The sequence below is a fragment of the Pseudoalteromonas sp. P1-7a genome (assembly GCF_001401855.1).
In the GTDB taxonomy this organism is placed as follows: Bacteria; Pseudomonadota; Gammaproteobacteria; order Enterobacterales; family Alteromonadaceae; genus Pseudoalteromonas.
In genome coordinates, this window is sequence record NZ_LKDU01000023.1 from 1 (window position 1) to 22,807 (window position 22,807).

22 protein-coding genes are annotated in these 22,807 nt (G+C 40.5%); 11 read left to right on the forward strand and 11 right to left on the reverse strand.

Annotated elements, in window-relative coordinates; translation table 11 throughout:
• The first annotated feature begins 147 nt into the window (after window positions 1–147).
• The gene (locus AN389_RS13810) at window positions 148–1,380 is read left to right on the forward strand and encodes a cytochrome C (RefSeq protein ID WP_082430564.1); all 1,233 of its coding nucleotides are present in this window, start codon (window positions 148–150) and stop codon (window positions 1,378–1,380) included.
• 212 nt (window positions 1,381–1,592) lie between these two features.
• Window positions 1,593–2,087, forward strand: a complete 495-nt coding sequence (locus AN389_RS13815; RefSeq protein WP_055020056.1) for a hypothetical protein — start codon at window positions 1,593–1,595, stop codon at window positions 2,085–2,087.
• A 139-nt stretch (window positions 2,088–2,226) separates the two neighbouring features.
• Here the strand turns inward: AN389_RS13815 and AN389_RS13820 are convergent, their stop codons facing one another.
• Window positions 2,227–2,472 (reverse strand): DUF4235 domain-containing protein, encoded by a 246-nt coding sequence (locus tag AN389_RS13820; RefSeq protein ID WP_055020057.1) that lies wholly within the window; start codon window positions 2,470–2,472, stop codon window positions 2,227–2,229.
• Between the two features lie 505 nt (window positions 2,473–2,977).
• Between AN389_RS13820 and sodC the strand changes: the two genes are divergently transcribed.
• Window positions 2,978–3,547 carry a superoxide dismutase family protein gene (sodC, locus tag AN389_RS13825; RefSeq protein ID WP_082430565.1) on the forward strand — a complete coding sequence of 190 codons (570 nt, stop codon included), beginning with the start codon at window positions 2,978–2,980 and terminating at the stop codon, window positions 3,545–3,547.
• 13 nt (window positions 3,548–3,560) lie between these two features.
• Entirely contained in the window at window positions 3,561–3,794 is a 234-nt protein-coding gene (locus AN389_RS13830) for a ChaB family protein (RefSeq protein ID WP_055016386.1), read from the forward strand.
• Window positions 3,795–3,871: 77 nt separating this feature from the next.
• On the opposite strand, the gene AN389_RS13835 is transcribed toward AN389_RS13830, so the two are convergent.
• Window positions 3,872–5,200, reverse strand: a complete 1,329-nt coding sequence (locus AN389_RS13835; protein WP_055020058.1) for a hypothetical protein — start codon at window positions 5,198–5,200, stop codon at window positions 3,872–3,874.
• 311 nt (window positions 5,201–5,511) lie between these two features.
• Here AN389_RS13835 and AN389_RS13840 point away from each other — a divergent pair, with 311 nt between their 5' ends.
• On the forward strand, window positions 5,512–6,102 hold the full coding sequence (locus tag AN389_RS13840) for an ACP phosphodiesterase (protein WP_055020059.1): 591 nt from the start codon (window positions 5,512–5,514) through the stop codon (window positions 6,100–6,102).
• Between the two features lie 61 nt (window positions 6,103–6,163).
• On the opposite strand, the gene AN389_RS13845 is transcribed toward AN389_RS13840, so the two are convergent.
• The 3 genes from AN389_RS13845 to AN389_RS13855 are packed head-to-tail and all read right to left on the reverse strand — an operon-like array spanning window position 6,164 to window position 7,870.
• The gene (locus AN389_RS13845; RefSeq protein WP_055018454.1) at window positions 6,164–6,841 is read right to left on the reverse strand and encodes a DUF799 domain-containing protein; all 678 of its coding nucleotides are present in this window, start codon (window positions 6,839–6,841) and stop codon (window positions 6,164–6,166) included.
• Window position 6,842: 1 nt separating this feature from the next.
• The gene (locus AN389_RS13850) at window positions 6,843–7,190 is read right to left on the reverse strand and encodes a DUF4810 domain-containing protein (RefSeq protein ID WP_055020060.1); all 348 of its coding nucleotides are present in this window, start codon (window positions 7,188–7,190) and stop codon (window positions 6,843–6,845) included.
• Entirely contained in the window at window positions 7,190–7,870 is a 681-nt protein-coding gene (locus AN389_RS13855) for a CsgG/HfaB family protein (RefSeq protein WP_055020061.1), read from the reverse strand. Before AN389_RS13855 ends, AN389_RS13850 begins: the two co-directional genes overlap by 1 nt.
• A 338-nt stretch (window positions 7,871–8,208) precedes the next feature.
• Between AN389_RS13855 and AN389_RS13860 the strand changes: the two genes are divergently transcribed.
• The gene (locus tag AN389_RS13860) at window positions 8,209–8,886 is read left to right on the forward strand and encodes a glutathione S-transferase family protein (RefSeq protein ID WP_055020062.1); all 678 of its coding nucleotides are present in this window, start codon (window positions 8,209–8,211) and stop codon (window positions 8,884–8,886) included.
• Window positions 8,887–8,948: 62 nt separating this feature from the next.
• On the opposite strand, the gene AN389_RS13865 is transcribed toward AN389_RS13860, so the two are convergent.
• Entirely contained in the window at window positions 8,949–10,097 is a 1,149-nt protein-coding gene (locus AN389_RS13865; RefSeq protein ID WP_055020063.1) for a hypothetical protein, read from the reverse strand.
• Between the two features lie 206 nt (window positions 10,098–10,303).
• Here AN389_RS13865 and AN389_RS13870 point away from each other — a divergent pair, with 206 nt between their 5' ends.
• Window positions 10,304–11,671 (forward strand): alkaline phosphatase PhoX, encoded by a 1,368-nt coding sequence (locus AN389_RS13870; protein WP_055020064.1) that lies wholly within the window; start codon window positions 10,304–10,306, stop codon window positions 11,669–11,671.
• A gap of 250 nt (window positions 11,672–11,921) precedes the next feature.
• Here the strand turns inward: AN389_RS13870 and dps are convergent, their stop codons facing one another.
• Complete coding sequence (dps, locus tag AN389_RS13875; protein WP_055016379.1) at window positions 11,922–12,437, reverse strand: DNA starvation/stationary phase protection protein Dps; 516 nt, start codon at window positions 12,435–12,437, stop codon at window positions 11,922–11,924.
• 600 nt (window positions 12,438–13,037) lie between these two features.
• On the opposite strand from dps, the gene AN389_RS13880 reads away from it, so the two are divergent.
• On the forward strand, window positions 13,038–13,817 hold the full coding sequence (locus AN389_RS13880; RefSeq protein WP_055020065.1) for a nucleoside-binding protein: 780 nt from the start codon (window positions 13,038–13,040) through the stop codon (window positions 13,815–13,817).
• 250 nt (window positions 13,818–14,067) lie between these two features.
• Here AN389_RS13880 and AN389_RS13885 read toward each other — a convergent pair whose 3' ends face one another.
• Complete coding sequence (locus AN389_RS13885; protein ID WP_055016373.1) at window positions 14,068–14,847, reverse strand: DUF2189 domain-containing protein; 780 nt, start codon at window positions 14,845–14,847, stop codon at window positions 14,068–14,070.
• Between the two features lie 257 nt (window positions 14,848–15,104).
• Here AN389_RS13885 and AN389_RS13890 point away from each other — a divergent pair, with 257 nt between their 5' ends.
• Both AN389_RS13890 and AN389_RS13895 read left to right on the forward strand, forming a co-directional pair.
• Window positions 15,105–15,938: a mechanosensitive ion channel family protein gene (locus AN389_RS13890; RefSeq protein WP_055016372.1), complete on the forward strand. Its 834-nt coding sequence runs from the start codon at window positions 15,105–15,107 to the stop codon at window positions 15,936–15,938.
• Between the two features lie 237 nt (window positions 15,939–16,175).
• Window positions 16,176–18,251 carry a catalase gene (locus AN389_RS13895; RefSeq protein WP_055018448.1) on the forward strand — a complete coding sequence of 692 codons (2,076 nt, stop codon included), beginning with the start codon at window positions 16,176–16,178 and terminating at the stop codon, window positions 18,249–18,251.
• 242 nt (window positions 18,252–18,493) lie between these two features.
• On the opposite strand, the gene AN389_RS13900 is transcribed toward AN389_RS13895, so the two are convergent.
• Window positions 18,494–19,510 carry a substrate-binding domain-containing protein gene (locus AN389_RS13900; RefSeq protein ID WP_055018447.1) on the reverse strand — a complete coding sequence of 339 codons (1,017 nt, stop codon included), beginning with the start codon at window positions 19,508–19,510 and terminating at the stop codon, window positions 18,494–18,496.
• A gap of 169 nt (window positions 19,511–19,679) precedes the next feature.
• On the opposite strand from AN389_RS13900, the gene AN389_RS13905 reads away from it, so the two are divergent.
• Window positions 19,680–20,153, forward strand: coding sequence for a VOC family protein (locus AN389_RS13905; protein WP_055016369.1), 474 nt, complete (start codon window positions 19,680–19,682; stop codon window positions 20,151–20,153).
• Between the two features lie 30 nt (window positions 20,154–20,183).
• Here AN389_RS13905 and AN389_RS13910 read toward each other — a convergent pair whose 3' ends face one another.
• Window positions 20,184–20,951 carry a DUF6515 family protein gene (locus AN389_RS13910; protein ID WP_055020066.1) on the reverse strand — a complete coding sequence of 256 codons (768 nt, stop codon included), beginning with the start codon at window positions 20,949–20,951 and terminating at the stop codon, window positions 20,184–20,186.
• A gap of 421 nt (window positions 20,952–21,372) precedes the next feature.
• Entirely contained in the window at window positions 21,373–22,668 is a 1,296-nt protein-coding gene (locus AN389_RS13915; protein ID WP_055020067.1) for a YHYH protein, read from the reverse strand.
• Window positions 22,669–22,807 lie beyond the last annotated feature (139 nt).

A 22,807-nucleotide genomic window follows, 5' to 3' on the forward strand; every position in this document is an offset into this window, starting at 1 on the left:
AAAGCTAAAAGCTAAAAGCTAAAAGCTAAAAGCTAAAAGCTAAAAGCTAAAAGCTAAAAGCTAAAAGCTAAAAGCTAAAAGCTAAAAGTGCTCACATAGTAAACACTTACGCCCTATGCTTTAATATTAAAAACAAGGGAGGGCGTTATGCGTAAAAATCGATTTTTATTTAATAAACACGTTGTGGCAATGGCTACGCTAGGGGCTTTAGCTGCCCCGCTGCCTGTATTGAGTAATGAGCCAGGGGTATTAGTTGAGCAGCTTTGTGCCAGTTGCCATAGTTTAAATAACCTAGAGCGCAGTGCGGGTTATAGCCAAGCGGATTGGCAAACACTCACAAGTTATATGGTTGATACAGGGGAAGGCACGGCCCTTAGTAAAGATATAAGCACGTATTTGGCAAAGCATTACCCTGTTAACACTAAGCGCGAGTCAACGGTGGTTAAAGGCGATTTAAAACTAAACTTTAAATACTGGCAAGTGCCTACGCTTGGGCAACGCGCTCGCGACCCTGTGCAAGGTGAAAACGGGCTTATTTGGTGGGTTGGCCAGTGGGGCAATATTTTAGGCAGGTTAAACCCTAAAACCGGTGAAATGAAAGAGTACACTTTGCCAAGTAGTACGTATGCGCACAGTGTATCGCTTGATAAAAACCAAACCCCTTGGTTTTTAGGTAATAAAAATGGCACGGTTGGGTATTTAGATTTAACGACCGAAAAATTTAAAGTGTATAAAATGCCCAATAAAAATGCCCGTGACCCGCATACTGGCGTGTTTGATGATGCAGGTATTTTTTGGTTTACCCTGCAGCACAGCAACATGGTTGGCAAGTTAGACCCAAAAAGTGGCGATATTAAACTGGCTACTTTACCCACTAAAGGCTCACGGCCCTATGGTATAAAGCTTGATTCAAACGGGACGCCGTGGGTGTCGTGTAATGGCAGTAACTGTCTGGTTAGAGTTGATAAAAACACCATGGCGCTTAGCGAAATAAAACTCCCAGGTGCTAAAACACATACTAGGCGCCTTGCTATTACGCCTGATGATATGGTGTTTTATGTAAACTCTGGTATGGGTAAACTTGGCCGCTATAACCCCAAAAACGGTAAAATAACGCAGTGGGATAACCCCAGCGGCGCAAACAGCCACCCGTATGCCATTGAGTATGCCGATAATGCTATTTGGTTTAATGAATCGGCTAAACGCCCCGAAACACTAGTTAGGTTTGATTTAAAAACTCAAACCATGCAAAGCTGGCAAATTCCCAGTAAAGAAGGGGTTTACTCTGGCTTAATTAGGCATATGCGTATGGGCAATAACGGCTTAATTATTCATCAAACGGCTACTAATCAATTAGCCGAAATTACGTGGTCTAAGTAATTGAGTTTATTAACACGTTATAGAGAGCTGCTAAGCGTTAATACCCTTATGTATGAGGTAGGAGTTTTTTACAACAGTTAGCAATATTTACGTTATTTACAAGAGTGTGCGAATGGGGTTTGACTTAAGTTATTGATTTTTATCTATTGTTTTGGTGGCTTAGGTTTTGCTTAGTAATAGCTGTATTATTTTAAATAAATAAAGGAGTTATTATGAGCAAGGTTATTACTGGGTTATTTGAAAGTGCATCGCAAGCAACACTGGCTATTTATAGGTTAGAAGCATTAGGTATTAATGAAGCTGATATAAGCATTGTAGCCAACGACTCATACGCAAAGGAAGATTTTGCTTTAGATGAGGGAACTAAAGCGGCTGAGGGCGGCATTGTAGGAGCTGCCTCAGGTGGTATTATTGCCGCTCTTGTAGGCGGGTTTACTGCTGTAGGTAGCGTGGCAACAGGTGGAGCAGGCTTGCTCGTAGCTGGTCCATTAGTGGCTGCTTTTGCAGCGGGCGGCGCTGGTGCTGCTGTAGGTGGCACGTTAGGTGCTGCTATTGGTGCATTTATCCCTGAGCACGAAATTAAATATTATGAAGATGCGATTGAAAAGGGCTCTATTTTAATCGGCGTTAAGTACGATAGCGATAACAAAAACGCAATTGAAGAAATTCTTAACAATGCAGGGGCAAGCAACGTCTCTACTGCATAATGGTTAAAGGAATTACCAGAAAGGTGAAACGTAGTTTCACCTTTTTTTATTCATTTTTAAATGTCTTTAAACACACTTTATTTATAGCGTTAAAAAACCCCTATAAGGGGCTTTAGAAAAGTTACACTTATTAGGTGGGTTATTTGTGCTTTCGTTTATCTAGCGCGTAATTTACGGCCATTCTTGCTAAGCCTGCACCCACGCCCGACACCACAGCCCATGTAACGGCTTCTTTAAGATCAGTTTTTTCACTCGGCTTGTTTTTTGGGGCTGGCTCATTGGTTACTTTTTCCCACGACTTTTGTAAACTTTTTCTGGTCAACATGCCAGCTGATGCAGCGGCTAGGCCTATACCTAGTGTTTTAATTAGTTGCTTGTTACTCATAATTCCCTCCATTGTTTAATAACGATAGGGTCATCTATAACCCGTTTAATGACACTAGTATGTGGAGCAATTAGCATACCGACAGCGCAATGGGCGTGGCGAGCATGGTTTATTTTAGTTTGTGTATGAGGGGGTAATTTGATTAAACGCGCTGTGCTACTGGCTTAGCGTAAAGTTAACTAATTAGCCTCTTAGCGGTTAAGTTGTTTTTTAAGCCACCGCAAAAGGTATTTAGGAAAGCGTGGGTTGCCTGCTAGGCCTGTAAAGTTGTCATTTTATTTGTAAATATGCATCAGTTTTTGTACAGCGTTTTGGCAAAATTGCGCAGTATGATTAAAAGTGGCGAGTTGATAATTTCCCATAGCTGATTATTTTATTATGATTCAGCGAGTTAAGTATTATGTAGGTAAATTATGCATCCATAGCGAGCTTGGTATAAAGATTGAACCTAACAGCTAAGCAATCACGGTAATTTATAAACCTGATACTTTACGAGGAGATTACAATGAATAGTTTACTGTTTAATTCATCTGGTAGTAAAAGCGTAACACAAATTTTTAAACCCGCTTGCGCCATATTTTTTACCGCTGCAATGCTACAAAATAGCGCATTGGCGAATGTAGATGTTGATATGCATGCAGTAAGTAAGTCGGGGCAAGGTGAGCTACTTGGCACCGTTACATTGACAGAAAATGAGCATGGGGTGGTATTTACCCCTGCGCTTAAGGGGTTAACGCCTGGGCAGCATGGCTTTCATGTTCATCAATATGCTAGCTGCGAGCCAAAGCAAAAAGACGGTAAAGTTGTACCTGCCGGTGCTGCTGGTGGGCACTTTGATCCTAACAGTACTAAACACCACGATGAACCGTGGAGTAATGGCCACTTAGGCGATTTACCTGCGTTATATGTAAATAAGGATGGCGAAGCTACATCGCCTGTTTTAGCCCCAAGGCTCAAGCTTGAGCAGCTTAAACAACACGCAGTGATGATCCACAAAGGGGGCGACAATTATGCCGACGAACCCAAGAAACTGGGTGGCGGCGGTAAACGTGTTGCGTGCGGCGTAATTAAGTAATACGGAGGTTATTATGCCTTATCAAAATACAAATGAGTTACCGGAGTCGGTAAAAAGTAATTTACCAAAACACGCCCAAGAGATATACCAAGAGGCGTTTAATAGCGCGTGGGATACCTATAAGGACCCAAGCGATAGAAAAAACGATGACGATCGCGAAACCACAGCGCATAAAGTGGCGTGGTCTGCTGTTAAAAATAGCTACAGTAAAAATGATAATGGAAACTGGGTTAAGGCGAGTAATTAGTTACTTGTAAAAGTAAAAAACCAACGTTTAAAAAGCCGCTACAACTTTTGTAGCGGCTTTTTTATAGCGTAATTGGGCTACTCGCTTTTGTGCTTACGGCGTTTATAAAAGGCAAAACCACCTACTACACACGCTAATATAAACGCCATAATAATAGTAAATGCCCACGGCCCAAAATTAGCAATGGCAGGAAGTGCGAGCGCAGTAACAATACCGCCGCCAACCACAGGCTCATAAAGCGGTTGTTTGTAACTAAAGGGGCGAATATGCTCACTAGGGTTCGAGGTAGCCTGTTTTAGCATTAACAGTCCAACCGCCGTGGTGCCCATAGATTGCCCAAGCTCGCCAATCCCTCTCACTTTCCAATCTTTAGGGAAAAACCACCCACCAAAGAAAAAGTAAATAGCTGCGCTATAAGCAACCCCCACCGCACCTAAAATTAAAATACTTTGCCAATATTTAGCAAGCACCGATAAGTTAAGTGCACCCAGTGCGGCAATTATCAGTAAATCGAGGGAGAGGTTAGAAAGCAGGTTTATTTGATAGTGACTAATTAAGTTACCCATGCCTGATTTATTAAGCGCTATTTGCACCACTAAACCCACCATCATGGCAATGGGGAATAAAGGCATGTACTCAAGTATTTTTACAGATGAATCGGCAAAAAGGCTTTTTTCGGCTACTTGTAAGCCGCTAAGTAAAAGCCAAGCAACAATAACAACAGTGCCTAAAATAGCAAAGTGCAGACCAAACGGGCGGTCTTTTACTTCTACTTTTTCGTCGTGGCTAATTTCAAGCTCTTGGTCGCCATCATCGGTGCGATTAGACATAATAGTCCCTAACACGATGGCGCTTATAAGGCCTATTGTTGCTATACCTAGCCCCAAGTCCATACCTTTTGCAAAATCGATACTCTCAAAAGTGGATTGCAGGCCAGCTACGGTGCCATGTCCGCCTTGAAACCCCACAGCAATAAGCGCACCGGCAATTTCATTGGTATCAAATAAAGGGGCTAGTATTAATAATGCTGTGATCATCCCGACTACATATTGGCCTATGGCAATGCTGTAGCCAAAGCTTAAATTGGGTAGGCTTTGATTTAGCGATTGCTTAATTGTAGGTATTCTTTTACCTAAAAATAAACCTGCAAACACCACCACAATTAAATACCCAGGTAACTCCTTCCATATATTTGTGACCTTTTCATCTATCCATAAATTAGTCCCTTGGAGTGACAAATTAATATGCTCACCGAGTAATTGTGGCCCTAATAAAAGAGCCAACACGCCGGCAATTAACGAGGAGGGCACAATTAACCCCCTTAAAAATGTGTACTTAATTAAATTACCTAGCGTTAAAAAAAAGGCTAGTAATAGTAACGACTTAAAAAATATAGCTATATCCATAACTGATTTAACCTGTGTTTTATGCTCCTTTAAACTGCCCGCTAATAAAAAGAGCTATACATGTTTGAGTGCTAAATACGCTAGGTAGCAATATATATTCCAGCAACTTTTAAATTTTAAGTGATTGATAATTCTATTTTAAATATTTTATACTGAATTGAGTGCGACGGCTTTACAGAGTTTTTGTATGATTTTCAAACTAAAGTGTTAGGTAAATAAACAGGGGATGCGCTAAACACTCGTGTGAGTTTCACTCAAATGTGCGTTACTATTTGGCTAAATTAAGTTTGTTTTAGCCCATTGGGATAGCGTTGAATTATTTAGCTCACCTTTATTTTGCACAACCTACAGCCGATTCGCACTTTGGCAATTTATTAGGTGACTTTGGCGGCCGCAGGTATGCACAGCACCTGCCAAGTAGCGTTATACACGCACTAGAAAATCACTACTTAGTTGATAAGTTTACCGACTCACACTATTTAGTAAAATCCGCTAAACAGTACTTTTCGCCCGAGCGAAAACGCTTTGCAGGCGTAGCGATTGACGTGCTGTTTGATCATTTTTTAATTAGGCATTGGCAACACTTTAACAAACTCCCTTTAAATGACTTTAAACACAGCAGCTACGCACTTTTAAATGATCGCATAGCGGTTATGCCACCGCGCATGCAGCATGTTGTAACCAGCATGATTACAAACGATTGGTTTAAAGAGTACGAAACGATAGAAGGGGTAGGGCTTGCGCTCGATAACATAGCCAAACGTATTCGTTTTACTAATAACTTTGCTGGTACTGCTGATGATATAACGCAAAACTACCATGAGTTAGAAACAGTATTTTTAGCGTTTTTTCCTGAGCTGATTGAGCATGTAAAAGAGAGCGGGCTTGAAAAAACATATTAAAAAAGGCCCAACGACACTAGGTTGTTCGGCCTTTTAAGTTTAATTTTTATAGCTATTTTAGTTACTTTTTCTTTTCACTCGGCGCTGGTTGGCCATAATTAGGTGAGCGAGGTCCGTATAATAAGCCGTTGTAAGCATCTGAAGAAAGTAAGCGGCTTGAAGTAATAGCGGCTATTTCAAATCCCTTATCAGTCACAGTTTCTGCTATTTGATTAATAGCTGCCACAACAAGCATACCGACTAGCCCACCGCCGCTATTATTTTGCTGCTCTGCCGAAGATGCTCTAGCTTTGCCTTGCCATAATTGCTCGCCACTTCGTAAATCAACTAATGAAGCTGATACAGTTACAGCGGTTTCGCTAGAAATTACAACATAGCTAGTACCATATTCTTCAATGGTAATATAAAGGGCAGTGTCAGCACCAAAAATATCATGTAGTTTTTTTACAGGTACTTGGTGTACATCACTTGCGACCGTAAGGCCATTGCCCTTGAAGGTTTGTTCAACTAGTGCTACCGGAAAAACGTAAAAACCAGACTCAGCAATAGGGGCTACCATTTGTGTCATAACACTGTAAGGCGCTATAACTTCAGGTGTATTATTTAATGGCGGTAAAATAATTACTGAATGCGGATCTGCTTGTTTAAATGCTGTGTAGTCGTGTGCTGGTGGAGCCGACACACACCCAGTAAGCAGTGCTAATAACGCTATTGTTGTAAGTGTTTTAAAGTTGAACATATTAAGCACCTTTCGCCGATTTTAGAAGGAAATCTATATATTGAACAGACTCAGGGAAAAGTGTTTTTTCTGTTTCAAAGTGAGTTGTACCTAAAGCGGGGTTGCCTGTTTCGAAATAAAGCATGCCCAAGTGAGCATGTAGGCCAGGCGCAACAGGTTTGTTTTTACCAGCGGCTTCGCTGATGATTTGTTCAAGCATGCTAATTTGTTCTTCAGCTGACACTTCATCTGCTTTTAAGTAGGCATAAACTGCAGTGCTATAATCGCCATAGTAATAAATTGGCTCTTTAGTCGAATTACAGCCTGTTAGAGCTGCACAAACCATAATTAGAGATAACAGTTTTTTCATTATTTATCACCCCATTGGCCTGATTCTAAACCAGTAACAAGCTTATTAACGACTTCACGAATCGCTAAATCGAGCACTTTCCCATTTAAAGTTGCATCGTATGAAGCTGTACTACCAAAGCCAATAACTTCGCGTTCCGATAAGCTGTATTCGCCAGCGCCCTGAACAGAGTAAATTACTTCTGAAGTTGTTACATCAACAACATTTAAGGTTACTTTTGCATAGGCAATTTGCGATTTACCTTTGCCTAATAAACCAAATAGTTGGCGATCGCCAATGGCTTTTCGACCGAACTCTGTTACATCGCCTGTTACTACAAACTTTGCACCACTAAGAACTTGTTTTGTACCTGTTAACTTTGCTTCTTCTGCAAGGGCAGCCATGTTGTCGCGATCTAAAACGCTAAAGCGATTTGTTTGTTGTAAATGGCTCATTAATGTCGTTTTGGCTTGGTTACCTAAACGGTCTTGTCCTGAAGAAAATATGCCGTTTTGAAAGCTAGAGCGATTTACAAATTGGCCTACGACTAATTTACTTTTTGTGCCAGAATAGGTTGTGTTGTAGCTTGCTACCGTTGGTGTTTCAACTACTTTTGATGATGTAGTTGCACAGCCTGATAGAGTAGATGCAGTAAGTGCAGAGATTATAATTGTTTTAATGTGTTTATTGCTTATGCGCATAAGTTTTTTATATCCGTTTAAATAAATGCAGAAGTAATCTAGAAAGGAGCTTGCACAAGAAAAACCAGTTTAAGTTCAAGAATCCATTCCAAGCGACTTTATAAACAATAATTCATGTAAACGCAATGTTATTATTAATTTAAGAGCAATATATCAACCGGGAAATAAGTGTAACCCTTACAACCTTGCTTCAACTTTTAACTATTGAATTAAAAAATATGAAGTTAGGACTGATAGCTATTTAAGTGAGCTATATATTAATCCGTCAAGGTAATAGATAAATTGAACGACTGCTCAAGTTATGCTTTAATTGTAGCTACTACTTTTAGGAGCGTTTTATGATCAAATTTTATTTTCACCATACACCTAACCCAATGAAGGTTGCTTTGTTTTTAGAAGAAACAGGCCTACCGTTTGAACTTGTACCACTTGATACTTTAAAAGGTGAGCAACATACACCTGAGTTTAAAGCCATTAATCCTAATGCAAAAGCACCTGCCATTGTTGATGGTGAAACCCGTGTGTTTGATTCGAACGCTATATTAATGTACCTAAGTGAAAAACACGGCAAGTTAGCAGGTAAGCCAGAGAATCGCGCCGAAATGCTTTCATGGTTAATGTTTATTGCATCGGGTTTAGGCCCATACTCAGGGCAAAGTGTTCATTTTAGACACATGGCGCCAGAAGGGCTTGATTACGCAGTAAACCGCTACTTGCGTGAGGCGCAGCGCCATTACGAAGTGCTTGATACACACCTTAAAGGTCGCGACTTTATAGTGGGTGATGAATACACTATTGCTGATGTATCTGCTTGGGGTTGGATTGATAAAGCCCCTGTAGTACTTGGTGAAGAAGGCCTTGCACCATACCCTAATTTAAAGCGTTGGTTTGAAAGCATTGATAGCCGACCAGCGGTTGCGCGTGCACGCAAAATTGGCACCGATGTCGCCTTTAAAAAAGAATTTGATGAAGAAGCCAAACGTGCTTTTTTCCCATCTAATTACCCAAAGAGCTAACGCTTAAAAGTAAAAAAGGGCAATTTTTGCCCTTTTTTATGCGTATTAATTCCTTAATTTTGCTACAGCGCTACTAAGCTATGCTCTAGCATTGATTGAATCTGTTCTACTATTTTAGCTTCTGTTTCTGGTTCAAACTGTTGTATACGCGGAGTATGGATATGTCCGGTAGGTATGCTTGAATTAAGCTCGTCACGTAGGCGTATGCTGCGATACGATATTTCGTTAGATAAATAGCCACCCCCGCCGCCATTTACCGCAACACTGTTCTTAAGTACGCCATACGATCCCGCTTTAAAGGTTTTATTAAGTGTAGTGACTTCGCGGTTGTTGATTACTTTATACGGGCCTTTGGCTTTTTGCATAGCGCTTACAGGTAGGCTAAATTTTACAAACTCATTACCAGGTAGGGGGCGTCCATTTAGCTTAGGAATAACAGGGCTTGTTTGCGTACCGCCGTAGACAATATTAGCGTTATCTGGCGCGGTGACACTGCGGCGTTTACCCGGAAAGTGCTCTAAATCAAACTCGGTTCTGCCCATGCTAACCGTTACAACCATGTCAACGTTATTTAGTGCATAGTAGGGGGCAAGCAGAGACTCTATTATGCCTTGGTCAAAGTCTTTGTAGCGTACTGGTACCATAACCGTGTTAATTTCGGCGCTAACGCCATTGTAATTAATAACTTGGCCGTCGAGTAACAACGCGGCTACCCCAGATGGGTTACTTTGGTTGATATTTTTGTCGAGTAAAAAAGGGTCAAAACCGGTTAGAACAATCTTTTTATCACTGCCTGATGAAAAAGCTAAATCGGTGCGGCCTCGGCTGCCTTCTTCAAGCATTTTTAGCAGCGTATTTATTTGCGCGTCAGATAGCTCAAATTTTGCGGCGGTTGTACGTATTATTTTACTTGAAAGCAGGCGCGCCCAGTAAAGTGCTCTATCGTCGTAGTTTTTAGTTTTAATAATGCGTTGCTTAGCGCTTTCCCAAAGCTCAAAACTATAGGTTTTTATGAGCTGCTTGGCCTCTTTAAAGTTATTGAGCGCTTTGAACTGCTGCTCAAAGCTGGTTACTTCTTTATCAAAGGCGTTTAACACGGCGGGCATTACAGTTTGTGCTTTGCTGATGCGTTGTTCTTCAACGGTGAGTGGATTACTTAAAGCTGCGAATGAAGAGGCAATTAAGCTGGTTGCTAGTAATACTTTGATCATGATACTCCTAATTAAGCCGTTGTTATTTGAGTAACTTACTATCCTACTATTAAACAGTGAGGGCAATTATTTAAAGTTGAATTAATTGATATCTGGTACGGATAGAATGTTACATTATTACATTTTAATGAATTTAGCAAAGCGCCGCACTTTTAGTGGGTTATTTCCTTTACTATAGATTTAATAAAAAACACGGGAATAAAATAATGGTCTCTAGAAGAGAGTTTTTATTAAGTGCAGGCTCGCTTGCGTTTATTGGCTTATCGCGCAGCGCAATGGGTAATGTTGCTTTACCTGAAGTAACAACTAAGCTGCCCGCTTATGGCCCATTAATAGCCGATCCTCAGGCCTTATTAGATTTACCTAAAGGCTTTAGTTATCAGGTTATATCTAAGCTTGGCGATAAAATGGATGATGGTTTAGATGTGCCCGATCGGGCTGATGGCATGGGCTGTATTGCATTAGATAACGAACGCGTAGCCCTTATCCGTAATCATGAATTACAGCCTAAACACATTGATACAGCGTCTGATTTAATTTGTAATCACAAAAGCCCCTTAGCCTATGATTCGCTTGAAAATGGTGTAGCTTTGCCTGGGGGCACTAGTCATATAATTTATAATTTAAAAGAGCAAAAACGCGAGCAAGAATATTTATCGCTATGTGGCACAATACGAAACTGCTCAGGCGGTGTAACACCATGGGGTAGTTGGCTAACGTGCGAAGAAACCGTTATGGATAAAAGCGATGGTTTGTCACAATCTCATGGTTACATTTTTGAAGTTCCAGCTAGTGCCAAAGGCTTAACTAAGCCAGAGCCATTATATGATATGGGCCGATTTAACCATGAAGCCGCAGCAATAGACCCACAAACCGGTATTGTTTATTTAACTGAAGATAGAGGCGATAGTTTGTTTTATCGGTTTATTCCTCATCATCGCGATAAGTTAAATAAAGGCGGCACATTGCAAGCTATGGTAATTAAAAACCAGCCTCAGTTTGATAGCCGAAATTGGGACTCTCCGGCCATGCCACTTCACAGCGACCTTTTGGTTGAATGGATAACACTTACAGACCCTAAAAGCCCAAATGATGACTTACGCAAGCAAGGTTATAAAAAAGGCGCAGCCTTATTTGCACGGGGGGAGGGGATACATTGGGGTAAAAATGAGCTTTATTTTTGCTGTACTAATGGGGGCAAAAAGCAGTTAGGTCAGGTAATGAAGTACACACCATCAAAAAACGAAGGTACTGAGTTAGAGCAAAATGAACCTGGCAAAATACAACTATTTGTAGAAAGTACAAACGAGTCGTTATACAATTTTGGTGATAATTTAACGGTAGCGCCTAATGGGCATTTAATTGTATGTGAGGATCAATATACTGATACGGTGAATAACCATATACGCGGGGTAACACCTAAAGGAGAGGTGTATAACTTTGCTAAATTGCATACGCAAACAGAGCTTGCTGGGGCGTGTTTTTCACCTGACGGGCAAACCTTATTTGTAAATGTATACATGCCATCTAAAACGTTGGCTATTACTGGTCCTTGGGATAGTTTTAAGCTTTAAAGCGGTAAAAAATACAAACGCTTAGCATGCTTATACTAGGCGTTTGTATTTTAACAATCCTTGTAGATTTACCAAATCCGTTAGCAAGCTTTAATCGTCCTTGGTGCATTTACTGCATCCTTTATGTAATAAGTAACGGGTCCTTGTAGTTTGCACTTCATCCTGTACCAACTTATGTAACGTATCCTTGTATGATTATTAGTCCCTTAACACTTATTAACATTCCTTGTATGGCAAAGTAGGTAATCAATTAATGATTTAGTTTACCAGCAGACGATTCAATGTGAGCACGCACAAACCATTGAAATTGCTCCAAATCGCCAAGCTGGCTGGTGATCATGTCTTCAGATACAGGGTCTAATTCAGACAGCGTGCTAATGGCATTACGATGATCGGCGTTTACGCCACTGTATACTTTGTCTAATGCGCCCAAATGTTCAATAACAAAGGCTTTACCTAATGAATATTCATCCCACGTGCGGCGATCTACAATTGACTTAGGTGTACCTTGTGGCGTACCGCCTAATGTAGCAATACGCTCTGCGATGGTGTCGGTCATTTCGCGAATAGCATCCACCTGCGGGTCTAACATTTCATGAACGCCAATAAAACTAGGGCCCACTACATTCCAATGAATATGCTTTAAAGTAAGTTGTAAATCTAAAAGAGATACAAGTCGATTATCGAGTGTTTCAATTGTTTTTTTTGCTGTTTCGTTATCCATACCTGGGGCTGTAAATTCAATTGGGTGTTGTGAGTTACTCATAATGTCTCCCGTTATGTAATGTGTTGTATGTAGCCATTGCTACTATTTAACTTGCAATACATGAAGCAAAGCCTATGCCTATTAGAATTGTTTATATAATCCTTTGATAATTAATGGTTTATTTTAATTTCTAGTGTGAGGTAAACAAAAGGAAGGGCGGAGATTATGAATTTTATGCACTGATTTTTGTAAATTCTGCATACTAGCAATAAAGTCGGAATGCGTGTGGTACGCGTTTAAATTAGACGGCGTTTAGAAAGGCATAATCGGTGTAGTGCAACTATTTTGCGTACTTAGTAGTTAATTTAGACCCGCATTACATGAGCTTTAAAAGTTAGTTTTAGGGCGCACGCGTTTCAATATTTAAGTTAGACATAATTTATAAACTAAGCAGCTATACCTAAAAGGAGCCAATTGTGTACCTACGTTAAATTAGCACTCACACTTTATATTCATACAAAGCCTGTACAGTTCTTCGATTGCTGCATATAACTGCCTAGATTTAAAAAATCATTCTTTATACTTATTTAATCTCTTTAGTTGGTGAATGCTCACTGATATACTCCTGCCGCATTTTAATTGGGGTTATGTAAATAAATAATGAATTTTTTTAAAGCACTGTTTACAATATCTATACTGCTTTTGTCTCACTCAGCTCTAGCAGAAAATTGGAGCATCACACAGCTTCACACAAACTTTGGCGATGCCTTAAATCCTTTTACTGGGGAGTCGTCATTTACACGCACCTACACCATAGAGCATGCCTCAGAGCATGACTTGGGTGATAACTACTTTTTTATCGATTTTTTAAACGACAGCCTTAGTGATGGTTTTCAAGATACGGGTATTTATGGCGAGTGGTACACAACACTTAGCTTATCTAAAGCCTTAGAGACTTCTTTAAAATACGGACCAATAAAAGACACAGGTTTAGTATTTGGTATAAATGCCGGTGAAGAGGGGTTAATGAAATACACCCCAGGCATAAAGCTCAGCTGGGATGCGCCAGGCTTTGATTTTTTAACAACCACTTTTGCAGGCTATATTGATGCCAATGGTGGCGTTCAAAAAGATCAGTTAGCTAAACAAGATAACAGTATTTTTATAGACCTTGCTTGGGGTGCTCCTTTCTCGTTAGGTAGCCAAGCATTTTACTTTACCGGCCATGTTGAATACATCTCAGGGCGTAATGATGAGTTAGACAAAAAAGTTAATGAATGGCTACTTGCGCAGCCTGCAGTGTATTGGGATGTTGGGCAAAACTTTAATTTAGATGCTAAGCAATTAATGGTGGGAGCTGAATGGCGTTATTGGTACAACAAGCTTGGTACGGCTGACATAGAAAACCAGCCCTTTTTACATGCCATTTGGGTATTTTAAGCAAAGCATGCTTTGCTAGGCTGATAAAAAAATAGCGCCTTTTGGCGCTATTTTTGTCAGTGTGGTTGGAACTATAAATGGTTGGTTTTATACCAACCCGCAATAAAACTTAATCATTTTTAGGGGCTAAAAGTGTCGCTATCTGCGTTAAAAAACTCTCATTTAGAACAACTAAATAGCGAATTTTTTGCCTTCCTATCAACACGTTTTTCCATCCTCAAAATAGATCACGTAATTATACGGATTGGTATTACTCGTAACCACGAGGTTTTTTGGTTTTTATTACTGCGATGTAAGCATGCCAGCTGGCATAGCTTAGCAAAGGCATAATTACAATAAAGCCCGCGGCGCCGGTAGCAAAGCCGATGGCTACGAGTAAAAATATACAAATAGACCACACCACCATAGCGGCAAAGTTAGTTTTAACAGCGTTCATAGAGCTGATCACTGCGGTCATAATATCTACTCGGCGCTCCATCATTATTTGCGGAGCAAAAGCAGAAAGCGAAAACACAGTTACAAGCAATACACCACCTATTAAACTGCCTAGCGTTAAAAACGCTGATAATTCTTCAAAGGTGGGGTTGGCATGGCTAGGATATAAAGCATGCACAAGCGCGGCTAATCGCATCCAAGCTATCATGATCACCATTAGCATTATTGCAAAACCCCATTCACCTACCGGGTTTCTAAACATCGACTTAATAGAGTGGCTTAATGTGGGTTTATGCCCTTTCTCAAGCTCCCATGCTACATCGTAAAGACCTGCGGCAAAGGCAGGGCCTATTAATGCAAATGCCACGGTTGCGGGCAGTATCACTAAATAAGTCCCTGTAAACATTGCCGAGTAAATAATAGCTACAGGAATTAGGGTAAATATAACCCCGTAAATTAGGCTCAATATGGGCGCACGGGTCATGTCTTTAAACGCCAGTGCGAGCCAGTGAAAAGCTGCAAATGTGTTTACCTTATTGCATTCAATGCAGCGGGCAAATTCAGAGTGTTTATTAATCGTATTTGTTGTTGGCATAACAACGCTCCTTAACAAGGTGTCTCTTAAAGGTTTAGAACACATTGGCTTTATTTACAAATTGAACAACATATACGCAACAAAAAATATTTTCGGTCAATTTATATACTAATTTGGTTTTGACAGCTGCTATTGGTGAGATAAATGAAAGGCTAATTTAGTAAGTAGGTATAAATTTGCAATTTGGTTAGTAAAAAGTTAATAAGTGGTGCTGGTAAGCTTTTTTTAATTACAACCAGTCTAACAGGAATAATAAAATGGACGAGATAATACATAATATTGATGTAAATCAGTATTTGCCCGCAGCAATAATGTGGGCAACAAATATTTTAATGGCAATCGTTATATTACTAATAGGTTTATGGCTTGCAGGCAAAGTGCGTAATATGATTGTAAGTTTATGCCATAAATACACTCATTTTGATGACACACTATTTAGGTTTTTAGGTAGCATGGCGCGCTATGTTATTTTAGCGTTTGTATTTATTGCCGTGTTAAACCGCTTTGGTGTGCAAACAGCTTCAATTATTGCACTATTAGGTGCAGCAGGCTTAGCTATAGGGTTAGCACTGCAAGGTGCTATGTCTAACTTGGCTGCCGGTGTGATGTTACTTATATTCAGACCTTATAAAGTAAACGACTTTATAGAAGCTGCAGGGCGCTTTGGTAAAGTTACCGAGGTTGATATGTTTACCACTATTTTGCAAACGTTCGATAATCAGCAAGTGATTATCCCCAATAGCCAAATTTGGGGAGCGCAGATTATTAATCATTCGCACCATCCTATTCGCGGCGTAGATATGCATTTTGGTGTGGCATATGATGAAAACACCGATGCTGTTCGCAAGGTTATTGATAGTGTGCTTGAGGCTCACCCACATATTTTAAAAGACCCAGCCCCTTTTGTTGAAGTAGAAACACTTAACAATAGCTCGGTAGACTTTTTAGTAAGGCCGTTTTGTAAAGGTGAGCACTACTTTGAAATTTTATACACAGTGCCCGAGCTGATTAAAAAAGCCCTTGATGATAACAATATCGAAATTCCATTCCCGCATCGTAAAGTTATTTTAGTTAACGAGAATAAAGACTAATATAAATCCTTTTTAAAAAGAGCACTTTTAAGTGCTCTTTTTTTGTCTGAAAAAGTTACATGCTTGTGTAAATTTTACTTTTTTATAAATTAGCCAAAATACGACTTTGTTACCTTTACCCTCCTTTTTTACTAGGTTAGTAGGCTGGTCTTGATATTGCATTTGCAAGGTCGCTTTTAGTTTTAAAGCTTATAAAAACTATTGACCCATTAAATCAAATTGTATGAAGGACTAAACATGGCTGAATCATTTAAATACGCAGGCAATAAAGGGCATGGCGGCGAGTTGCATCAAAAGGCGTCGGATGAACACCCTACCATGACCACGGCGCAGGGCTGCCCTGTAAGCGACGACCAAAATTCATTGCGTGCGGGCAAGCGCGGCCCAGGGCTTCTGGAAGATCACGTAATGCGCGAAAAATTATTTCACTTTGATCACGAACGCATTCCTGAGCGTGTGGTCCACGCAAGAGGGTACGGCGCACACGGATATTTTGAAACTTACGACACGCTTGAAGATTTAACCTGTGCAGATATTTTTCAGCGCAAAGGTGAAAAAACTCCAGTGTTTGCACGATTCTCAACTGTGGCAGGAAATAAAGGGTCTCCCGATTTAGCACGTGATGTTCGCGGCTTTGCTGTTAAATTTTACACCCAAGAAGGAAACTGGGATTTAGTGGGTAACAACATACCTGTATTTTTTATTCAGGATGCGATGAAGTTTCCCGATTTAATTCACTCTGCTAAGGCTGAACCAGACCGTGGCTTTCCGCAAGCACAAACCGCGCACGATAACTTTTGGGACTTTGTAAGTTTATCGCCCGAGTCGGTACATATGCTCATGTGGGCCATGTCAGATAGAGCTATACCGCGATCTTTACGCTTTATGGAAGGCTTTGGTGTTCATACCTTTAAATTTATTAATGCCAAAGGGGATGAGAAATTTGTTAAGTTTCATTGGAAACCAAAAGCCGGTATGCAGTCAGTTGTGTGGAATGAAGCACTTAAACTGAATGGCGCCGACCCTGACTTTCATCGCAGAGACATGTGGGAGTCTATTGGTAAAGGCGACTTCCCAGAGTGGGAGCTAGGCGTACAGGTGTTTGACCAACAATTTGCAGATGAATTTGAATTTGATGTTTTTGATTCCACTAAACTTATACCGGAAGAGCAAGTGCCCGTAAAAATTGTTGGGCGCATGGTACTTGACCGCGTAGTCGACAACTTTTTTGCCGAAACAGAGCAAGTTGCATTTTGTACACAAAACATTGTGCCGGGGCTTGATTTTACACCCGACCCATTACTGCAAGGACGTAATTTTTCGTATTTAGATACGCAAACCAAGCGCTTAGGCGGCCCTAACTTTACGCATATTCCGGTTAATGCGCCTAAATGTCCAATGCGCCATTTTCAACAAGATGGTCATATGGCAATGCATAACCCTAAAGGGCGTGTTAACTACGAGCCAAACTCGTGGAGCGGCGATGAACATAACCCACGCGAATGCCCAGTGCATGGCTTTAAAAGCTCAAGCGAGCCAGAAGTAAGCGGTGGAGATAAGCTGCGTTATCGCTCAGAAACATTTAGCGATCACTACAGTCAAGCTCGCCAATTTTACTTAAGCCAAACAGAAGTAGAGCAAGCGCACATTCAATATGCGTTTGTATTTGAGCTTTCAAAAGTAGAGCATGTGCCAATTCGTGAGCGAGTGGTTTCGCATTTATTAAATGTAGACAAAACATTAGCGCAAGAAGTGGCTAAGGGTCTACGCCTGCAAGACATGCCAGAGCCTGCAGAAGCGGCTATGCCAACGCGTAACGATTTACCTGTGTCGGATGCACTTAGTATTTTAAAAAATGCGCCTAATACCTTTAAAGGTCGTAAATTAGGTATTTTAGTAAGCGATGGTTTTGATGCCGATATTTTCAACTCAGTTATAAATGCCTTAGACGCTGAAGGCGCTAACTACGAAATTGTGGCCGCACAAGTGGGTGGAGCATGTTGTAGTAAAGGTAAGCATGTAGCAGCTGATCAAGTAATTAATGGCGGTCCTTCGGTGCTTTACGATGCGGTGATGGTACTTGCAACGCAAGAAGGCGCTAAGAAGCTTGCCGGTATTCCTGAGGCTAAGGACTTTGTAAGCGATGCATTCGCGCATATGAAGTATATAGGCTATACACAAGATGCTATGGCATTGTTTGAAGCCGCAGGGCTTGATGATGGTAAGGTTGATGATGGTTGGATAGATTTAAACACGCACTCCGCAAATACCTTTATTGAAACATTACGCAATTTGAGATTTTGGCAGCGTTAACAAACAAGTGTTTGTAGAAAAGAAAAACCACACTTTGTAAAAAGTGTGGTTTTTTTATGAAAAGAGAGTGTTGTATGGGCTTTTTAGTGGTATACAATAGGTTTATTACAAAACTCTATCACCCTTATTGTTTTGACAACGTGGTGTTTAGTATTAGCCAAATAGCTTGCTATTAGTTAATTATAAGAAATTCGCCGTTGTTAAAAAGCAAGTTAATACTCGCTGATAATTACTTATCGCTTTTAATAGTTTATTGTGCACGTTGAAGCGTTATTTTTTGTGCAGTAATGAAAGTCAGTATAATAGTGGGACTGTGTGGGCTTTTTATTGTATAAAATGTAGTCGTGCATTAATTTGGTGCTCAAGCGGCCCATTTCAAATGGATTTTGCCCTATGTTAGCGGAGGACAACCCTCTACTTAATACATTGAGTTGTATTTCTTCAGTATCGGCTGAGACGATTATAATATCTTTATTTTCAATCATTTGTTTGTATGGACCAAGCGCATTAACATAGTGTGGGTTAAACTGTGCAAACCCCGCTACAGCTAGAAAAATGGGCGGGTTGTCCGTATTTAATAAACTCATCAACTGCTCTAGTGACTTTTCACGTTTACCCAAACTAAACATTGGGCAACGACTATCTTCGCGCCAGCCATTTTTACCTGTTAGCTTTGTTTTGGCTTGCTCAGACAGTGCATACCTAACCCCAGCAATACGCTTGTTTAAATTAGGAGTGGTGTGATGTCCCGACTGTATGCATATCGTATTATTTGCTTTATTGGTAAGTTTTTTTACTTGCTCGCCCAGGGCAACTCCAAAGTCGAAGTTATTACTCCCTACATAGGTTAGGCGGTACTGTTGGTGTTTTTCTAACAGGTCTGAATCAAACGTTATAACGGGAATATTTTTACTTTTAAGCGCCATTAATGAGTGAGTGACCAAGTGCTGAGAGTCGGTTGTTGCTACGATTAAACCATCAATTCCTTGGTCAATTAATCTATTTATTGCCATAGTTTGGCTGCGAATATCTTGAAAATCTTTTGGTCCATCGTACTTGCACTCGATTTCAGGATGCTCACGACCAAAGTGTAAACAGCCTTTGAATGCTTGCTGATAAAAGGTGTCATTTTTTGTTTTACCTACAATGCCAATTACAACTTTTGCCGCACTTTGGTGAGCCAATAAAACACACCAGCTTAAAAATAAGCATTTCAGAACTTTATACTTTTTAAGCGCTAAGCTAATTTTAGCTACCATTATAAAAGTCCTAATTATTTAAAAGTAGTAAGGTATATATTACAGCCAGTATAGTTATAGAACTTAAATTAGCTAGTTTGGATAAAGTGACTTAAGTGGGTGCCACGTTGAAATAATTGTTTTTAGCCTATAGGCTGAATATATACCCCCAAAACTAATGGAGAGCGTAATGACTGTTTCAGCAATTCCAAAAGGGTTTAGTTCAGTAACTCCGTATTTAATTATAGAAGGCGCGCAGCAAGCCATATGCTTTTATTGCGATGCATTTGATGCACAACTTGTTATGCAAATGCCGCTGCCAGAGGGCGGTATAGCCCATGCTGAAATTATTATTGGTGACTCGCACATTATGATTTCGGACTCATGTCCTGATGAGTCTTTTAAAAGCCCACAAAAACTTGGTGGAACGCCGGTAAGTTTAATGCTTTATGTAGAGGATGTAGATAGCGTATTCAAAAAGGCAATTGAACTTGGCGCTACAGAAGTACGCCCAGTGCACGACCAGTTTTATGGTGATAGAGCCGGCACCCTACAAGACCCATTCGGGCATGTTTGGACCATAGGCACCCACAAAGAAGATTTAAGCGAGCAAGAAATTAACCAACGAATGGCCGACTTAATGTCAAAAGAGCAAGATGCTTAGCGCAACTTGCCCTTCGTTTGAATAATATTATTACCCTAAATTTATCGCTAAATATTTTATTTCGTCACCGTTTATTTGCGGTAAAAAATAAATATCTTGGTACTTAAAATATTGTTGCTCGTTAATCGTGACAGCCTCTGCTGAAATAGGGAGGGTGTCGTAGGTTTGGCCTAACTCATAATTTTTAGCACTGCCTACCTTTATAGCTTGGTTAACCACTATTTTAGGCTCATCAACCACTCTGTAACCATTATTATCTGCTACATAATATACATTTTGGTAGGTGTAGTAAGTGGTATTGTGACGCTTAAAGTGCGAATAATGCCTCGGTAGTGAGCGGATTCTTAAACCTCTTGGTGGCTTAACTACGTGGTAGCCTCTTTTTGCTTTACGATAATAAATACCATCACTTAATGTAAACGTAATGCCATTAAATCTGATTGATGCACTGTTACGCGGTAAATGATTAAAATAATGCCCAGGTCTGTAGGTTACTACCTTGTGTCGGTTATGTTTAAAATAATTACGAGTGCGTTGCTGTTGTTTGTAATGGGCAACTTTGCGCTTTTGCTCTTTGCGGTGCTCTCGTTTGGCTTGCTTGCGCTCTTTATGGTCGTTTTTTTTATATTCTATACGCTGTTTTTTGTCATCGCGGCGCTCATCTCGTTTGTATTCGATGCGTTTTGCGCGCTCATTATTAAAACTTTTTGCGTTTTCTCGCTCATTGGGTGCTGCATATGCAGCGCCAGATACTGCACTTATGGCAAGTAGAGCAGGGAGTAATTGAGTCAGTTTCATACTAGTGCCTCGTGTATGTTGTTACATAACTGGGTTCAATACTAGCGCTTTAAACTGAATGGTAACTGACATGTAACCGATAACACGGCTGTGTTTACAGCTTTTTACTAACGTTTACTGTTCTTGACACAAGCCAACGCTTTCTCACATTTTTGACGATTTTAGGCACTTTTATAAGGCTTTAAGCAGCGTAACTAATTGTTACGGCAAGTGCTTTTAACACTTGCTGTAAGTTGTATTTAACCTAAACTTTGGATAATAAATTTATCTCGAGCAGCTATTTTCAGCGCTAACTGTGTTGAATTTACTTGCAGTAGGCCAGCTATTGACGCGTAAATTCACCTTGTTTTTACTCAAACCTCTGACTAAAGAGAATAAACTTAAATATCACCATGGTTAAATATTTTGGTAAGTCTATTAATTAGCGTTTTGGTTTTTCGGGTAAGGCCGCTTTTAATTGCGCCTGTGTCACGTTAAGTGTTTTTGCTACAATCGTTAAATCGGCATTAGGGCCACCAGCATTTTGCATTGCTTGCATAAGCGCCTTTTCGCTAACGCCTAGCTTTTTAGCAGCCTCACCAAACCCAGGTGGTGACATGCCGCCATTAGGACCTCCGGCTTTAGGACCACCGCCACCAGGTGGTTCATGGCGCGTTGTTCTAGTGCCTTCAGGTGGCTTAGCGCCTACGCCCGCTTGTGCTGTGGTCGCAAAGTTGTTTTGTGCAACCACGCCTTTTAAGCACTTAGGTAAATTAGGGAACGTATTACTGGCATGATAGTGATAAGTAACTGTTCCGCTTTCACCCGTAGGGCCTATGTGGCCATTACAGCTATCAAGCTCGGCGGGGGTTGTGCCATCAATTTCTTGGCTTCCGTAAATCGGGTAACCATCAAAGGCATAACCAAATAGGGCGCTTGGCTTTTGCGTTAAATTATTACAGTTGGCGTTTACATGTTCGTGTTTATATACGCTGTCTATATCACTGGCGGTGCCGTGGTAGTGGTACCAACCACCCGGATCGATATGGCCTGCGCACGTATCAAGCGCGGGTAAATGCCCAGTATGTTGCACACTTGGCGCATCCGAAAAAATAGGCACACCCGCAAGCGCTATACCCACCTTAGATACTGTGCCCAACGCTGTTGATTGCTCAGACATAACAGGGTGCAGTGGTAAAAGGGCGGTAATTTCTACGCTTTTATCTACCGATACATTAATACATGCATGATCAACTGTTGGGCGAATGGTCGCGTTATCAACAATATGCACGTTGCCGTCTTCATCGTAAAAGGTAAAACCTTGCTCGTTAAGCATGGTTAAAAACGCTTTATCTAATCTGTATAGGCCTGCATCGGTGCCATCCCAATCCCAAATTCCGCCAACGTCGTCGAGTGTTTCTGGGCAAAAAGGACCTACTTCAATGTTGTCGGGCTGATATTTTAAAACCACTTGAGTACATTGGGTTTGCGAGCCGTTTTCAAGCGTACATTCAACAGTTTGTGGTAGTTTTACCATGGCTTTAATATTAAATGCATCGGTATTAATAAGCGTGTTTTTGAGCGTTTTTTTATGAGAGGTAACTGCTGTATTATCGTTTTGAGCGTGTTCGTCACATGCCGATAAAAGTAGCATGGCACTTAATATGCTCAGGGCGAGTGTGCCCTTTTTAGTGTTAACACCAAGTACTTTGAAACGACTTCGTTTAATTGCTCTCATACTTACCCCAAAACCATTTATTTACCTTGGTTTTAGTATGACAATAAATTGTGCAAATAAAATGTAAGTTTCATAGTTATTGATATGTTTAAGCTGCTCAGTTGGCTTTTGGTCAGCACTATTGAGAGTGCTTGTTAAG

Bases quoted from the DNA above. Each gene is read 5' to 3' on its own strand.
- AN389_RS13810 (WP_082430564.1), top strand. From the start codon at position 148: ATGCGTAAAAATCGATTTTTATTTAATAAACACGTTGTGGCAATGGCT.
- AN389_RS13815 (WP_055020056.1), top strand. From the start codon at position 1,593: ATGAGCAAGGTTATTACTGGGTTATTTGAAAGTGCATCGCAAGCAACA.
- AN389_RS13820 (WP_055020057.1), bottom strand. From the start codon at position 2,472: ATGAGTAACAAGCAACTAATTAAAACACTAGGTATAGGCCTAGCCGCT.
- sodC (WP_082430565.1), top strand. From the start codon at position 2,978: ATGAATAGTTTACTGTTTAATTCATCTGGTAGTAAAAGCGTAACACAA.
- AN389_RS13830 (WP_055016386.1), top strand. From the start codon at position 3,561: ATGCCTTATCAAAATACAAATGAGTTACCGGAGTCGGTAAAAAGTAAT.
- AN389_RS13835 (WP_055020058.1), bottom strand. From the start codon at position 5,200: ATGGATATAGCTATATTTTTTAAGTCGTTACTATTACTAGCCTTTTTT.
- AN389_RS13845 (WP_055018454.1), bottom strand. From the start codon at position 6,841: ATGTTCAACTTTAAAACACTTACAACAATAGCGTTATTAGCACTGCTT.
- AN389_RS13850 (WP_055020060.1), bottom strand. From the start codon at position 7,190: ATGAAAAAACTGTTATCTCTAATTATGGTTTGTGCAGCTCTAACAGGC.
- AN389_RS13855 (WP_055020061.1), bottom strand. From the start codon at position 7,870: ATGCGCATAAGCAATAAACACATTAAAACAATTATAATCTCTGCACTT.
- AN389_RS13860 (WP_055020062.1), top strand. From the start codon at position 8,209: ATGATCAAATTTTATTTTCACCATACACCTAACCCAATGAAGGTTGCT.
- AN389_RS13865 (WP_055020063.1), bottom strand. From the start codon at position 10,097: ATGATCAAAGTATTACTAGCAACCAGCTTAATTGCCTCTTCATTCGCA.
- AN389_RS13870 (WP_055020064.1), top strand. From the start codon at position 10,304: ATGGTCTCTAGAAGAGAGTTTTTATTAAGTGCAGGCTCGCTTGCGTTT.
- dps (WP_055016379.1), bottom strand. From the start codon at position 12,437: ATGAGTAACTCACAACACCCAATTGAATTTACAGCCCCAGGTATGGAT.
- AN389_RS13880 (WP_055020065.1), top strand. From the start codon at position 13,038: ATGAATTTTTTTAAAGCACTGTTTACAATATCTATACTGCTTTTGTCT.
- AN389_RS13885 (WP_055016373.1), bottom strand. From the start codon at position 14,847: ATGCCAACAACAAATACGATTAATAAACACTCTGAATTTGCCCGCTGC.
- AN389_RS13890 (WP_055016372.1), top strand. From the start codon at position 15,105: ATGGACGAGATAATACATAATATTGATGTAAATCAGTATTTGCCCGCA.
- AN389_RS13895 (WP_055018448.1), top strand. From the start codon at position 16,176: ATGGCTGAATCATTTAAATACGCAGGCAATAAAGGGCATGGCGGCGAG.
- AN389_RS13900 (WP_055018447.1), bottom strand. From the start codon at position 19,510: ATGGTAGCTAAAATTAGCTTAGCGCTTAAAAAGTATAAAGTTCTGAAA.
- AN389_RS13905 (WP_055016369.1), top strand. From the start codon at position 19,680: ATGACTGTTTCAGCAATTCCAAAAGGGTTTAGTTCAGTAACTCCGTAT.
- AN389_RS13910 (WP_055020066.1), bottom strand. From the start codon at position 20,951: ATGAAACTGACTCAATTACTCCCTGCTCTACTTGCCATAAGTGCAGTA.
- AN389_RS13915 (WP_055020067.1), bottom strand. From the start codon at position 22,668: ATGAGAGCAATTAAACGAAGTCGTTTCAAAGTACTTGGTGTTAACACT.